This is a genomic window from Dyella japonica A8 (assembly GCF_000725385.1).
Lineage (GTDB): Bacteria > Pseudomonadota > Gammaproteobacteria > Xanthomonadales > Rhodanobacteraceae > Dyella > Dyella japonica_C.
In genome coordinates this window covers 3,723,791-3,737,310 of sequence record NZ_CP008884.1, presented here as the reverse complement: position 1 = coordinate 3,737,310, position 13,520 = coordinate 3,723,791, and the positions used below count along the sequence as shown (strand labels likewise).

The following is a 13,520-nucleotide window of genomic DNA, read 5'->3' as shown; positions in this document are numbered from 1 at the left end:
GCTTGGCAGTGTGGTTACGCCTGGACGGCGCGGCGTTGCCATGGTGCGATGCGTCTAGACCGATCCAGACGTCTGGACGTCTTCCGTGTTGGTCAGGACTTTCCTGACAACGTTGTCCAGTGAGCGGCTCACCCGGTGGAGCCTGCGAACGCATCCGGGGAGGGCGTGCCCCAGCGACGTCGCCCGGATGGAGCCAATGGCGTAATCCGGGAACACGCCGCGAAGGCGTAAAACATGCGCTCACGGAGCGAGCGAAAGCGTGGTGACGCATGGGGCCGCTTTCGCATGGTCATCCCGGATTCCCGCTGCGCTTCATCTGGGCTACGTGTCGGTGACATGCCCAAGAAAAAGGGCCCCTTGCGGGGCCCTTCGTCCTTGCATCGAGCTGGAACGGTTTACGCGACGTTCGGTTCGCTGAAGGCTTCGATTTCACCCTTGAAGGCTTCCACCGGCACGCAGCTGCAGAACACGTTCTTGTCGCCGTAGACGTTGTCCACGCGCGCCACCGGCGACCAGTACTTCTGGAACTTCAGGCTGGGCAGCGGGAAGGCAGCCAGCTCGCGCGGATAGGCGTGGGTCCACTCGGAAGCCGACACCATCACGGCGGTGTGCGGGGCGTGCTTGAGCGGGTTGTCCTCGCGATCGAGCTTGCCTTCGTCCACGGCGCGGATTTCGTCGCGGATCTGGATCATCGCGTCGATGAAGCGGTCCAGTTCGTACTGCGATTCGCTTTCGGTCGGTTCGACCATCAGCGTACCGGCCACCGGGAAGCTCAGCGTCGGGGCGTGGAAGCCGAAGTCGATCAGGCGCTTGGCCACGTCTTCCGCGCCGATGCCGGTGGCGTCCTTGAGCGGGCGCAGGTCGAGGATGCACTCATGCGCCACCAGGCCGTTGCGGCCGGTGTAGAGCGTCTCGTAGTGCGGCGCCAGGCGCTTGGCGATGTAGTTGGCGTTGAGCAGGGCCACCTGGGTGGCGCGGCGCAGGCCGGCGGCGCCCATCATGGTGATGTACATCCAGCTGATCGGCAGGATGGAGGCCGAGCCGAAGCTCGCGGCCGACACCATGCCCACGTCGCCTTCGCCGCCGAAGGTACGCGGCAGGAACGGGGCGAGATGCGACTTGACCGCGCACGGGCCCACGCCCGGGCCGCCACCGCCGTGCGGAATGCAGAAGGTCTTGTGCAGGTTGAGGTGCGAGACGTCCGAACCCCACTTGCCCGGCTTGGCCACGCCGACCAGCGCGTTCATGTTGGCGCCGTCGGTATACACCTGGCCACCGTGCTGGTGCACGATCTCGCAGATCTTGACGATGTCTTCCTCGAACACGCCGTGCGTGGACGGGTAGGTGATCATCAGTGCGGCCAGGCGGTCGCTGAACTTCTCGGCGGCGCGCTGGATGTCGGCCACGTCCACGTTGCCGTTCGCATCGCACTTGGTCACCACCACCTGCATGCCGCACATCTGCGCGGAAGCGGGGTTGGTACCGTGGGCCGATTCCGGGATCAGGCAGATATCGCGATGGCCTTCGCCGCGCGAGCGGTGGTAGGCGCGAATGGCGAGCAGGCCGGCGTATTCGCCCTGCGCGCCGGAGTTCGGCTGCAGGCTGACGGCGTCGTAGCCGGTGCACTCCACCAGCATCGCTTCCAACTCGTCGATGAGCTGCTTGTAGCCGACGGCCTGGTCGGCCGGCGCCAGCGGATGGATGTTGGCAAATTCCGGCCACGTCACCGGAATCATCTCGGCGGTGGCGTTGAGCTTCATGGTGCAGCTGCCCAGCGGGATCATGGTGCGATCCATCGCCAGATCCTTGTCCGCCAGCGAACGCATGTAGCGCAGCAGCTCGTGCTCGCTGTGGTGCGTGTTGAAGGCCGGGTGGGTCAGGAACTTGGTCTGGCGCAGCAGCTGCGGCGGCAGGGCGTCGTGCACGCTGGCATCGAGCGCATCGATGTCGGCGATCTTGGCGCCGAACACTTCAGCCAGCGCGATGACGTCGGCGCGCGTGGTGGTTTCATCGAGGCTGACGCCGACGCTGTTCGCGTCGATCGCACGCAGGTTGAAGCCGGCAGCGCGAGCCTTGGCATGCAGGGCGGCGGCATCGACGCCGGTGACGTGCAGCGTGTCGAAGAAGTGCGTGTCGGCGGCGACACCAGCCTGACGCAGTGCCACAAACAGGATCGAGGCCAGGCGATGCACGCGACGGGCAATGCGGGTCAGGCCTTCCGGGCCATGGTACACGGCATACATGCTCGCCATCACGGCCAGCAGCACCTGCGCGGTACAGATGTTGGAGGTGGCCTTCTCGCGGCGGATGTGCTGCTCGCGCGTCTGCAGCGTGAGGCGGTAGGCGGGCTTGCCTTCGGCGTCGATGGACACGCCGATCAGGCGGCCCGGCATCGAACGCTTGTAGCTGTCGCGGCAGGCCATGAAAGCAGCGTGCGGGCCGCCGAAGCCGAACGGCACGCCGAAGCGCTGGGTGTTGCCCACCACGATGTCGGCGCCCCATTCGCCCGGCGAGGCGATCAGGGTCAGGGCGAGCAGGTCGGTGGCCACGCAGACCACGCCGTGGCGCGCGTGCACGGTGTCCGCCAGCGCCTTGTAGTCGTTGATCTGGCCGAAGGTGTTGGGGTACTGCAGCAGCACGCCGTAGCTGTCCACCTTGGTGGCCTCGGCGTCGTCACCGATGTGCAGCTTGATGCCCATCGCCTCGGCGCGGGTCTTGAGCACTTCCAGCGTCTGCGGGTGCACGGCGTTGGAAACGAAGAAGGTGTCGGACTTGGACTTGGCCGAGCGCTTGGCCAGCGTCATGGCTTCGGCGGCGGCGGTGCCCTCGTCGAGCAGGGACGCGTTGGCGATCTCCATGCCGGTGAGGTCGGCGCACATGGTCTGGAAGTTGATCAGCGCCTCCATGCGGCCCTGCGAGATTTCCGCCTGGTACGGCGTATAGGCCGTGTACCACGCCGGGTTCTCCAGGATGTTGCGCAGGATGACGTTGGGGGTCAGCGTGCCGTAGTAACCCTGGCCGATGAAGCTCTTGAGCACCTGGTTCTTGTCGGCGATGGCGCGGATCTTGGCGATCGCTTCCACTTCGGTGATCGGCGCGGGCAGGGCCAGCGGGGCCGGCGACTTGATCTTGCCCGGCACGATGGCGTCGGTCATCGCTTCCAGCGAGTCATAGCCCAGCAGCGCCAGCATGGTGGCAATTTCCGCTTCGTTGGGGCCGATGTGACGCTCGATGAAGGCGTCGTGGTGCTCGAGGTCGCGCAGGGAAGGATTGGCGTTCTGACTCATTGGCAGGGGCGTCCGTAAGAAACGTGCAAGCCGCACGCGAAGCGCCCCTCTGTCCTTTTGCCTGAGAGTTTGGAAGACCGGGTTGGGAAACCCAGGCTTCGTGCCCCTTCGGCGCCGGATTCAACCGGTCTCTCCAGAGTGTTGGTGCGGGTGATGGTATGGGGCCTGAGCGATTACGGGCGTTGCGCCTTCGGCAGCGGCTCTCGCCGCTTCTCCCACCACACGCTAAACGACGATTATAAGGCGCCTTGGCCGCGATTGCCTCCCCGGCGGAGCATGGCTTCAGCCACGGCGCGGTCCGTGTCTCAGGCGTCATAAGATAGCGGGCCACCACCGAGCCCGTCATTCCCGCGAACCCCGCAAAAGGGGGCAAGAGCGGGAATCCAGCGTCTTTCAGCGCCACTACAGAACGCAAAGGCGCTGGATCCCCGCTCTTGCCCCCTTTTGCGGGGTTCGCGGGGATGACGGGCAAAACACCCGCGTATTCGACGTCCCCCGAAACCCCTCCTACGGAGTCTCCCCATGCCCAAGCCCCCATTCCGATTGAGCCGTATCGACCACGTGGTGCTGCGCGTGACTGACGTGGCCGCCATGCAGCGCTTCTATTGCGACGTGCTGGGCTGCAAGGAAGAGCGCCGGCAGGACGAGATCGGCCTGGTGCAGCTGCGCGCCGGCGACTCCCTGATCGACCTGGTGGCGCTGGACAGCAAGCTGGGCCGCCTGGGCGGCGCGGGCCCGGGCAAGGAGGGGCACAACATGGACCACCTGTGCCTGCAGGTGGAGGATTACGACGAGGCCGCCATCGTGGCCCACCTGAAAGCCCATGGCGTGCGCGTCGGCGATATCGGCTCGCGCTACGGCGCCAAGGGCGAGGGCCCGTCCATCTACCTGTACGACCCGCAGGGAAACATGATCGAGCTTAAGGGCCCGCCGCACGCCTGAGCGCCGCCAGCCGCACCGCGCCATCACCTTCACCTGGTGGTCGCAATATCTTGCCTATAGTCGCCGACCGTATGGCCCGGTAGCGCGGATGTCGCGCCGCCGGTGGTGCCCCGTCCCTGGTGAGCCGCAGTCCGGCGTCACGGGACAAACGCAGTGTCTGATGCCGCCCACGGTCCCACTGTCACGTTTGATCCAAACGGGAGAAACGAGCATGGCGACATACATTGCGCTCGCGCGCATCACCGAGCAGGGCATGCGATCGATCAAGGACACCACCAAACGGGGTGATGCGGTAAAGGCCGCGGCGGGAAAGTTCGGCGCCAAGGTCAAGGACCTGTACTGGACGCTTGGGCAGTACGACCTGGTGGCCATCATCGAGGCCCCGGATGAGTTGTCCGCGACCGCCTTCGGCCTGTCCATCAGCGCGGCCGGAAACACGCGATCCGAAACCTTGCGCGCATTCTCCGGCGAGGAGATGCAGGCGGTGCTCGTCAAGATGGGGTAGGGCAGGCCAAACCGGGTGGACCAAATCCGTTGCGATGGGTTTGGTTCCACTCATTGCGTGGCGTGTACTCAAGTTTGTCTCACCCGAGCCGAGAAACTAAGTTATAACCATCCGATCAGATGGCGTCCCACCGTCGTGTCATGGCCAAGGAACTCGCCTCTGCGACGAAGAGTTTCCGAGGACGAGAAGGATATCGAGTGCTGGACAAGCTGCTGGAAATATTTGGAAACGCTCATTTCGAGGCATACGTCGGCGGTCCTTTGGCCGGTGTTCTGCTGGGCGCCTTGTTTGTGAAGCTAAGTGTTCGCCCTGAGGCGGAGCAAACGGAAGTCTCTCCCAGGGAAGTAAGACGAGCACTCGATAAGTACAAAGATGCAGAGCCTCGTCGACAAGGAAATCACCATCGTTCCTCACAAGGGGATGGGGACGGATCCTTGTTGGTTGTACTTCTCATGGTCGCTGCCGTGTCCATTTTCCTATTTGCGGCTTTCCTGCAGACCATTGTGGATACGCTCTGCGTGTTCAATGCCACGGTAGCGGCTTTTTGCCTAACGGCTGCATTGTTGGCTTGCGTGACGGGTCGGTTCAATACGCGAGACTGGTGGCTTCAGACCATCGTGCCCATGCTGGTTTCGTTAGGATGCTTCTGGCTTATTCAGAAAGTGCAGCAGGCTATCTCGCCTGAAGTGGCTACTTACGCGCGGGGCCTTCTGGCTGGGGATGCCATCAATGTTGGCACGATCTTGCGCGCTGCATTTCTATTCATTCGTTCGCTGAGCAGCGAATACGTTCAATGGATAACATACGAGCTTTCAGCTGCTCTATTTATCACGATAGCTGGAGTAGGGGCCATGCTTCGCCTCGTCTACTACATCGCTCTCTCCAACACGAGGGAGGGAGGCGGGCATTGGGAGGTGCTCGCTCTGCGCACGCGGCGGTTTGGCGGCATCGGTAACGTCCTCGCTCTTGGATTGATGCTTGGTTTGGGTTTTCTTCTGGCAGACGGAATGGTCTACGGCTTCATGCATAGCGTTGGTTGATGACCAATGCCACTGGAGCGCTGCGAGGAGGCGAGTGCTCCCAGCAGGTCGCGGGGCCGCCGATTTGCATGTCCGAGGGAGGAGTTTTGCCCCTTACTGGCGATATGGGCGACTTACCCCTGCGGGATCCCCGTCATGTCAGGAAGGTGATGCGCGATGCCCTTGTGGCAATCGATGCAGGTCTTTTCGCCCGTGCCCAGCCAGCGTTTGTGGATCTCCGCAGCGCGTGTGGATTGCCGCGTCAGGTCCATCGATGTGTAGTTGTGGCAATTGCGGCACTCGAGCGAATCGTTGGCCTTCAGGCGTGCCCATTCATGCTCGGCCAGCTCCAGCCGGTGGTCGAGGAATTTCTCGCGCGTATCCACCGTGCCGAAGATCTTTCCCCACACTTCCTTCGATGCCTGCATCTTGCGCGCGATCTTGTCCGTCCACTTGTGCGGTACATGGCAGTCGGGACAACTGGCACGCACGCCGGAGCGATTGGTGTAGTGGATGGTCGACTTCAGTTCCTGGAAGACGTTGTCGCGCATCTCATGGCAACCCGTGCAGAACGCCTCCGTATTGGTCATCTCCAGGCCCGTGTTGAACGCGCCCCAGAACAGCACGCCGGCAACGAAACCGCCCAGCGTGAGGAAGCCAAGGCTGTAATGGACGCTGGGGCGGCGAACGGTCCGCCAAAGCATGGCGAACCCCTGCTTGAGTCGCTGCCACATGGTCAGTTCGCCTTCTTCGCGTTTTCTTCGGACAGAATGGTGTCAATGTCCTTGAAGTTGTTGGCCACCAGCGTCTTGGCGTCGGTCTGCACCACGTGGCACTGGTTGCAGAAATAACGGCGCGGCGAAATGGTGGCAAGGAACTGGTCGTTGCGATCCATGTAGTGGGTCACGCTGACCGGCGGCGCCTGGAACTTGTCCGCGTTGGCGCGCGAATGACACAGCAGGCAGCGGTTGGAGTTCTTGTCGATCTGGTAGTTGTCGATCGAGTGCGGGATGGTGGGCGGCTGCATCGGGTAGGCGCGGTTACGCTTGATGTCCGTGTTCTCCACGCGGGCCATCAGCGGCGGGGCGATTTCCCGATTGACTGCGGCGCCTCGGCGGATGCCGTCGATCTGATCGCCGGCCGAAACGGGTTCCGCCGTGCTTGCGACGGCGGGTTGCGTCGCGGCGGGCGGGGTGGCGACCTGCGGCTCGGGCGTGGATTTCCGGCCGACGGCGAAACCAATGGCAGCGGCCACGAGCACCACCAGCGCTGCGATAACGATAAGGGATTTGTCGCGCATGGAAGGCACTCCTAGACGGCCACGACCTTGACCGCGCACTTCTTGTAGTCGGTCTGCTTGGAGATCGGATCGGTCGCGTCCAGCGTCACCTTGTTGATCAGCTGGCCCGCGTCGAACCAGGGCACGAACACCAGGCCTTGTGGCGGACGGTTACGGCCACGCGTTTCCACTCGCGAGCGCATTTCGCCGCGCCGGGAGATCACCTTCACCTCGTCCCCGCGCTTGAGGCCACGCGCACGTGCGTCATCGGGGTTCATGAACACCATGGCTTCAGGGAAGGCGCGGTACAGCTCCGGCACGCGCATGGTCATCGAGCCGGAGTGCCAGTGCTCCAGTACGCGTCCGGTGGACAGCCACAGGTCGTATTCCTTGTCCGGCATCTCGGCGGGTGGTTCATACGGCAGCGCCCAGATCACCGCGCGGCCATCCGGGTTGCCATAGAACTGGAACTCCGTGCCGGCCTTCACGTAGGGGTCGGAGCCTTCGCGATAACGCCAGCGGGTTTCCTTGCCATTGACCACGGGCCAGCGCAGGCCGCGTGCCTTGTGGTAATCGTCGAACGGCGCGAGGTCATGGCCATGCCCCCGGCCGAACGTCGCGTACTCCTCGAACAGGCCCTTCTGCACGTAGAAGCCGAAGGCGGCGGTTTCGTCATTGTCGTAACCGGCCTCCATCTCGGAGGAGGGGAACTTGTCGACATTGCCGTTGCGGTACAGCACGTCGAACAGTGTCTTGCCCTTGAACTGCGGATTGGCGGCGAGGATGTCCGCCGGCCAGACTTCGTCCGTAGTGAATCGCTTGGAGAACTCCATGAGTTGCCACAGATCCGAGCGTGCCTGTCCCGGTGCCTTCACCAGCTGGTGCCAGAACTGCGTGCGGCGTTCGGCATTGCCATAGGCACCTTCCTTCTCCACCCACATGGCGGCGGGAAGGATCAGGTCCGCCGACTGCGCGGTGACCGTGGGGTAGGCATCCGACACGACGATGAAGTTGCGCGGATCGCGATAGCCCAGGTACGTCTCCTGCATCAGGTTCGCGCCGGCCTGTACGTTGTTGTTGACCTGCACCCAGTACGCATTGAGCTTGCCGTCGCGCAGCATGCGGTTTTGCTGCACGGCGTGGTAGCCGGGCTTGGGCTGGATGATGCCGTGCGGGACCTTCCAGATCTCCTCGGCGTGCTTGCGGTGCTCCGGGTTGGTCACCACCATGTCGGCCGGCAGGCGATGGCTGAACGTGCCCACCTCTCGTGCGGTACCGCAGGCGGAAGGTTGGCCGGTGAGCGAGAACGGGCTATTGCCCGGCGTGGAAATCTTGCCGGTGAGCAGGTGCAGGTTGTAGACCATGTTGTTGGCCCACACGCCGCGCGTGTGCTGGTTGAAACCCATGGTCCAGAACGACACGACCTTGGTGTTCGGGTCGGCATAGAGTTCGGCCAGCTTTTCCAGCCAGCCCTTTTCCACGCCCGTCATTTCGACGGTTTTTTCCAGCGTGTACGGCTTGACGAAGGCGGCGAACTGTTCGAAGTCGATGGGCTCGCTGGCGTTCGGGTCCTTGGCGTTCTTGGCATTCACTTCCAGCGGATTGTCCGGGCGCAGACCGTAGCCAATGTCGGTGACGCCGCGCTTGAAGGTGGTGTGCTTGTTGACGAAATCCTTGTTGACCCGGCCGGTCTGGATGATGTGGTTGGCGATGTAGTTCAGGATCACCAGGTCCGTCTGCGGCGTGAACACGATGGGGATGTCGGCCAGCTCGAAGCTGCGATGCTCGAAGGTCGACAGCACCGCCACCTTCACGTTGGGGTTGGACAGCCGCCGATCGGTGACGCGCGTCCACAGGATGGGATGCATCTCCGCCATGTTCGAACCCCACAGCACGAAGGCGTCGGTGGCTTCGATGTCGTCATAGCAACCCATCGGCTCGTCCATGCCGAAGCTGCGCATGAAGCCCATGACCGCCGAGGCCATGCAATGGCGTGCGTTCGGGTCGAGGTTGTTGCTGCGGAAGCCGCCCTTGAACAGCTTGTTGGCGGCATAGCCCTCCCACACGGTCCACTGGCCGGAACCGAACATGCCGACGTACTCGGGGCCCTTTTCCTTCAGCACGCGCTTGAACTGCTGGGCCATCACGTCGAAGGCTTCGTCCCACGAGACTTCGGTGAAGGTGCCGTCCTTGGCATAGACACCATCTTTCTTGCGCAGCAGCGGCATGGTCAGGCGGTCCGCGCCATACATGATCTTGGAAAGGAAATAGCCCTTCACGCAGTTGATGCCGCGATTGACCTCGGCCAGCTGGTCGCCGTGCGTGGCCACCACGCGGCCGTCCTTCACTGCCACGTTGACCCCGCAGCCGGTGCCGCAGAAGCGGCAGGGCGCCTTGCTCCACTTGAGCTGGGTCATGTCCCCTTCCAGCAGGACGTTCGTGGCGTTGGCGGGCAGGGCAAGGCCGGCCACGTTCGCCGCCACGGCAATGGCGGAGTTGCGGATGAAATCCCTTCGCGTCAGGGTCAGTGTCATGCGTCGGTTCCTCGGGGCGTAGCGCCCGTTTCCATCACGTCGTCCATGACGGCGCGGGGTTCCACGTGGTGGTAGATCAGCGATACGTTGATGACGCCGGGCAAGGCCTCCAGGGCATCGATGTGGTCCATCACCGCGCGCTGGCTGTCGGTTTCGCACACCATCACGCAGCGGCAGTCTCCCTGTACGGCGATGTCCAGGGCGGGGCGGTGATCGACAAAAGCCTTCAGCGCGTCGGTAGCCTCAGGACGATGCAGCACTACCAGGCTGGAGATGTGGTGTTCGTCCCTTGCGGGGGCTCCTGGGCGGGGCGCATGGACGTCAGACATGGGGCGGGCCACTCACGAACATCTGCCAGAACCACACGGCGAAACCGTAGGCGGCGATGAACATGACCGACAGCACGGGAAACAGCACGAGCAAAAGAAGGAAGGTGGTCCGTTCCTGTTTGCCTGTGACTGCGTTGTTCGATGATTCCACGCGCACCTCCTTCCCGCTGGACGGCTCGACCCAGATCTGTGCTTTAAGCTAAACCGGTGGTTCCCCTGGGTTGCTGACCTGGATCAGGCCGGCTGCCATGGTTGGCAATGGCCTACGAAGCATGCTTCGATGCAAACGCGAGCGAGTCTACGCGCGGTACTTTTCTCTTGCCATGAAAGCCGTGTGAATTTCCCTTTTGAAGGACCAGCGCATGACAAAACGGATGGGGACGCGGTTTTACCTAAGTAGTTTTCTGCTTGCTACGTGTTTGGTGTTTGCGGCGCATGCTGCCGATGTGGTGTCGTCCAATGGGGCGACGGAAGTGAAGGTGCTCACGGCAGGCAAGCCTCCGTTGACGCTGGATGCCAAAACCCTGGCTGGCATGCCTCACGAAGAGGTGACGGCGTCTGCGCACGATGAACCTGCCAGCCAGTGGCGAGGCGTGAAGCTGGAAGACGTGCTGGCCAGGGCTGGCGTGTCGCTGGACAAACCGCTGCACGGCAAGGCCCTGGCCTCCTTCGTTCGCGTCACTGCCGCCGATCAGTATCAGGTCGTGTTCGGTCTTGCCGATCTCGATGCCACGCTGGGACACACGCAGGTTCTGCTGGTCGATACGCGCGACGGCAAGCCACTGGACAAGGATGGTCCTTTCCGCCTGCTGGTGCCGGGGGACAAGCGGCCCGCGCGCTGGGTGCGCAATGTGACATCCATCGAAGTGGTGGATGGTGGAACCACGGCGCGCCCATGACCGGTCCGCACGCGGGTGGGGCGTTATCAGGTCGACTTGACCGACTCGCTATCCGCCGGAGGCTTCCGTCGACGCGGAAGACCCCAAACGGTCAGGATGGGTATAGACGTTGTGGCTGCCGGGCCGTGCAAAGCCGACCAGGGTGAGGCCTGCGCTGCGCGCGAGCTCCACGGCCAGCGCGGTGGGCGCGGAAATGGCGGCGAGCAGGCTGATGCCGGCGCTGGCGGCCTTGGTGACCATCTCGTAGCTGGCGCGGCTGGTGACCACCGCGAAGCCCGTGTCCACGTCGATGCCGGCGCGGGTGAGTGCACCGATCAGCTTGTCCAGCGCGTTGTGGCGGCCGACATCCTCGCGGACGATCACGATGTGGCCTTCCGCATCCGCCCATGCCGCCGCGTGCACCGCACCGGTGGCGTGGTTCATCGGCTGGCGGTCCTTCAATTCGCCGAGCGCCCGTTCCAGTGCGTCGTGGGACACGTGGGGCCCGGTGCCGACGGCGCTGTCGTGGCGCACGGCGTTTTCCAGGTCGCGCGTGCCGCAGATGCCGCAGCCACTGCGCCCAGGCAGCAGGCGTTCCCGCTCCTTGTCCAGATGCGCGCCCGGTGCGCTGTCGGTGACCTTGATCGCCAGCTCGATGCCCTCGAGCAGGGTGTGCGTCTCCAACTGCAACAACTGCGAGGCGTCGCCGACCAGGCGTTCGGTCAGGGAGAAACCCAGCGCGAAATCGTCCAGGTCATGGGGCGAGGCCATCATCACGGCGAAGGTCGCGCCGTTGTAGACCATGGCGACGGGTACCTCCTCGGCGACAAAGTCCTCTTCGTGTGTGGATCCGCCATGCCGCCAGCGGTCAATGGGGCGGACGGCGTAGCCGGGTGAGGTTTCTTCGCGCTCGGGCATGGTCTGGCGGTTCCTCTGGCGACAGCGGCGTCACGCCGCAACCGGAAACGGCGTGTGCCGGTCGACGCCACGCATCCTATCAATGTACGTTGAACCCTTGCATGCGACGCCTGCCGCGCCGAGCATGTCCGCACGGGTTCCCGCCCGCACGACGACCCAGGCCACGCCCCCGCATGATCGCTTACGCCGACGCCCTGCACGAACTCCTGCGACACGCCAGGCCTCTCGACGCGGTGTCCTGCCCCGTGGGCGACGCACTGGGCAAGGTGCTGGCCGGCGACGTGGTGAGCCCGATGGACCTGCCATCGTTCGACCACTCGGCGATGGATGGGTACGCCTTGCACGCCACGCAGCCATGGCAGGCGGGCTCCGAACACGCGGTGCAGGGCTCGCAGGCGGCCGGCGACGCCCACCACGCGTCGGCGGGCATGGCATGGGAGATCATGACCGGCGCGCGTCTTCCCGACGGGCTCGACACCGTGGTGCCGGTGGAGCGCACCGAGTTGCTGGAGCGCAGGAGCGATGGCTCGCCCGCACGTATCCGCCTGCTCGAAACGCTGATGCCGGCGGCCAATGTTCGCTATGCCGGAAGCGACGTGGCGAAGGGCGCGGTGGTGGTGGCTGCGGGCACGTCGATCCAGGCCAATCACCTTATGCTGTCCGCGGCGCTTGGCATCGCCACCGTGGAAGTGGTGCGCGCGCCGAAAGTGGCCATCATCTGCACCGGCAAGGAGTTGCAGTGCGATCCGTCGAAGCCATTGGGTGATGGCGAGATCTATGGCTCCAATGGCCCGTACCTGGTTGCCGCCTGTGCCTCGATGGGAGCGCAGGTGTTGTCCTGCGAAACCGTCGATGACACGGGCCCACCCTTCGTGAGCGCCATGCAGCGAGCGCGACAGGCCGGGGCCGACCTGATCGTGAGTACCGGCGCGGTATCCATGGGGCGCTACGACTTTGTGCCGGAGGCGCTGATGGAACTTGGCGCGACGGTGTTGTTCCACAAGGTGGCCATTCGCCCGGGCAAGCCGCAGCTGGCGGCCGTGCTGGGTGACGCCATGGTGTTCGCCTTGCCGGGTACGCCCATGGCCGTTGCTGTCGGGCTGCGCTTCTTCATCGCCCCGGTGTTGCGGGCCATGCGCGGGCAGGCCGCGGAACCGGCGTGGCGTGCCATCCTCGACACGCCGCAGCAGCCCAAGCCGGGCCTGCGTCATTTCCTGCGCGCCACCGTGACGCAGGACGGGGAGGGGCGGCTTCACGCGCAGGTGCTGGCGCAGCAGCAGCCGTTCCGCATCCTGCCATTTGCCCAGGCCGGTGCCTGGGTGGTGCTGCCGGAGGACGTGGGTAGCGTGGCGGCGGGGGCGCGGGTGGTAGTCGTCGGCGTGCATGCCGGGGCGCCCGCACTTGCCGGGCCGGATCCATCAGGAGTCGCACTATGAAATTGCAGATCGAAGGGCAGAGCCTGCGCGTGCGCATCGTCGAAGACGAACTGGCTGCCTTGCTGAGTGGCCAGCCGGTGGTTGCCCGCACACGTTTCACGCACACCCTGTCATGGTCATGCACGCTGCGCACCGTGGCCGGTGCGGTTGCGCGCTTCAGTGGCGCGCCGGATGCGTGGTCCATCGACGTGCCGGAGGCCTCCGTGCGCGCCCACGCCGCGACCTTGCCCACACGCGAGGGGCTTACCTTTGTGCTGGAAAGTGGCGCGGGCGAGCCGCTTGAGTTGTTGTTCGATATCGACGTGCGTGACAGCGTGCGTCACCGTCGCGCCAAATGAACACGGCCGCACACGGGCCTGGGCTACTCTCGGACCCATCGACCGACCAGTTGAA

Annotated in this window: 13 protein-coding genes and 1 riboswitch; of the genes, 6 read left to right on the top strand and 7 right to left on the bottom strand. The window is 64.2% G+C overall.

The annotated features are described in order from the left end of the window. Positions 1 to 395: 395 nt before the first annotated feature. Positions 396 to 3,287 (bottom strand): aminomethyl-transferring glycine dehydrogenase, encoded by a 2,892-nt coding sequence (gcvP, locus tag HY57_RS15660; protein ID WP_019464960.1) that lies wholly within the window; start codon positions 3,285 to 3,287, stop codon positions 396 to 398. 39 nt (positions 3,288 to 3,326) lie between these two features. Then, positions 3,327 to 3,434, bottom strand: a riboswitch (glycine riboswitch). 375 nt (positions 3,435 to 3,809) lie between these two features. On the opposite strand from gcvP, the gene HY57_RS15655 reads away from it, so the two are divergent. The 3 genes from HY57_RS15655 (at position 3,810) to HY57_RS15645 (ending at position 5,774) form a co-directional block, all read left to right on the top strand. Further along, the gene (locus tag HY57_RS15655) at positions 3,810 to 4,229 is read left to right on the top strand and encodes a VOC family protein (protein WP_019464961.1); all 420 of its coding nucleotides are present in this window, start codon (positions 3,810 to 3,812) and stop codon (positions 4,227 to 4,229) included. 211 nt (positions 4,230 to 4,440) lie between these two features. After that, the gene (locus HY57_RS15650) at positions 4,441 to 4,734 is read left to right on the top strand and encodes a GYD domain-containing protein (protein ID WP_019464962.1); all 294 of its coding nucleotides are present in this window, start codon (positions 4,441 to 4,443) and stop codon (positions 4,732 to 4,734) included. 197 nt (positions 4,735 to 4,931) lie between these two features. Then, positions 4,932 to 5,774: a hypothetical protein gene (locus HY57_RS15645; protein ID WP_144240841.1), complete on the top strand. Its 843-nt coding sequence runs from the start codon at positions 4,932 to 4,934 to the stop codon at positions 5,772 to 5,774. Between the two features lie 113 nt (positions 5,775 to 5,887). Here HY57_RS15645 and HY57_RS15640 read toward each other — a convergent pair whose 3' ends face one another. Genes HY57_RS15640 through HY57_RS15620 form a run of 5 tightly spaced genes read right to left on the bottom strand, consistent with a single transcriptional unit; the run spans position 5,888 to position 10,046 of the window. After that, positions 5,888 to 6,457 carry a cytochrome c3 family protein gene (locus HY57_RS15640; RefSeq protein ID WP_026033869.1) on the bottom strand — a complete coding sequence of 190 codons (570 nt, stop codon included), beginning with the start codon at positions 6,455 to 6,457 and terminating at the stop codon, positions 5,888 to 5,890. A 32-nt stretch (positions 6,458 to 6,489) separates the two neighbouring features. After that, positions 6,490 to 7,053, bottom strand: a complete 564-nt coding sequence (locus HY57_RS15635; protein ID WP_019464965.1) for a nitrate reductase cytochrome c-type subunit — start codon at positions 7,051 to 7,053, stop codon at positions 6,490 to 6,492. A gap of 11 nt (positions 7,054 to 7,064) precedes the next feature. Next, entirely contained in the window at positions 7,065 to 9,566 is a 2,502-nt protein-coding gene (gene napA / locus HY57_RS15630; protein WP_019464966.1) for a periplasmic nitrate reductase subunit alpha, read from the bottom strand. Beyond that, positions 9,563 to 9,895, bottom strand: a complete 333-nt coding sequence (locus HY57_RS15625) for a chaperone NapD (RefSeq protein ID WP_081500628.1) — start codon at positions 9,893 to 9,895, stop codon at positions 9,563 to 9,565. Before HY57_RS15625 ends, napA begins: the two co-directional genes overlap by 4 nt. Continuing rightward, the gene (locus HY57_RS15620; protein ID WP_019464968.1) at positions 9,888 to 10,046 is read right to left on the bottom strand and encodes a hypothetical protein; all 159 of its coding nucleotides are present in this window, start codon (positions 10,044 to 10,046) and stop codon (positions 9,888 to 9,890) included. The genes HY57_RS15625 and HY57_RS15620 overlap by 8 nt, the downstream gene beginning before the upstream one ends. 211 nt (positions 10,047 to 10,257) lie before the next feature. On the opposite strand from HY57_RS15620, the gene HY57_RS15615 reads away from it, so the two are divergent. Then, positions 10,258 to 10,794: a molybdopterin-dependent oxidoreductase gene (locus HY57_RS15615; RefSeq protein ID WP_081870092.1), complete on the top strand. Its 537-nt coding sequence runs from the start codon at positions 10,258 to 10,260 to the stop codon at positions 10,792 to 10,794. A gap of 48 nt (positions 10,795 to 10,842) precedes the next feature. Here the strand turns inward: HY57_RS15615 and fdhD are convergent, their stop codons facing one another. After that, positions 10,843 to 11,691, bottom strand: coding sequence for a formate dehydrogenase accessory sulfurtransferase FdhD (fdhD, locus tag HY57_RS15610; protein WP_019464970.1), 849 nt, complete (start codon positions 11,689 to 11,691; stop codon positions 10,843 to 10,845). A gap of 173 nt (positions 11,692 to 11,864) precedes the next feature. Here fdhD and HY57_RS15605 point away from each other — a divergent pair, with 173 nt between their 5' ends. Together HY57_RS15605 and HY57_RS15600 are read left to right on the top strand one after the other, a co-directional pair. Then, complete coding sequence (locus HY57_RS15605; RefSeq protein WP_019464971.1) at positions 11,865 to 13,127, top strand: molybdopterin molybdotransferase MoeA; 1,263 nt, start codon at positions 11,865 to 11,867, stop codon at positions 13,125 to 13,127. Continuing rightward, entirely contained in the window at positions 13,124 to 13,465 is a 342-nt protein-coding gene (locus HY57_RS15600) for a hypothetical protein (RefSeq protein ID WP_019464972.1), read from the top strand. The genes HY57_RS15605 and HY57_RS15600 overlap by 4 nt, the downstream gene beginning before the upstream one ends. Positions 13,466 to 13,520 lie beyond the last annotated feature (55 nt).

Bases quoted from the DNA above. Each gene is read 5' to 3' on its own strand.
- gcvP (WP_019464960.1), bottom strand. From the start codon at position 3,287: ATGAGTCAGAACGCCAATCCTTCCCTGCGCGACCTCGAGCACCACGAC.
- HY57_RS15655 (WP_019464961.1), top strand. From the start codon at position 3,810: ATGCCCAAGCCCCCATTCCGATTGAGCCGTATCGACCACGTGGTGCTG.
- HY57_RS15650 (WP_019464962.1), top strand. From the start codon at position 4,441: ATGGCGACATACATTGCGCTCGCGCGCATCACCGAGCAGGGCATGCGA.
- HY57_RS15640 (WP_026033869.1), bottom strand. From the start codon at position 6,457: ATGCTTTGGCGGACCGTTCGCCGCCCCAGCGTCCATTACAGCCTTGGC.
- HY57_RS15635 (WP_019464965.1), bottom strand. From the start codon at position 7,053: ATGCGCGACAAATCCCTTATCGTTATCGCAGCGCTGGTGGTGCTCGTG.
- napA (WP_019464966.1), bottom strand. From the start codon at position 9,566: ATGACACTGACCCTGACGCGAAGGGATTTCATCCGCAACTCCGCCATT.
- HY57_RS15625 (WP_081500628.1), bottom strand. From the start codon at position 9,895: ATGTCTGACGTCCATGCGCCCCGCCCAGGAGCCCCCGCAAGGGACGAA.
- HY57_RS15615 (WP_081870092.1), top strand. From the start codon at position 10,258: ATGACAAAACGGATGGGGACGCGGTTTTACCTAAGTAGTTTTCTGCTT.
- fdhD (WP_019464970.1), bottom strand. From the start codon at position 11,691: ATGCCCGAGCGCGAAGAAACCTCACCCGGCTACGCCGTCCGCCCCATT.
- HY57_RS15605 (WP_019464971.1), top strand. From the start codon at position 11,865: ATGATCGCTTACGCCGACGCCCTGCACGAACTCCTGCGACACGCCAGG.
- HY57_RS15600 (WP_019464972.1), top strand. From the start codon at position 13,124: ATGAAATTGCAGATCGAAGGGCAGAGCCTGCGCGTGCGCATCGTCGAA.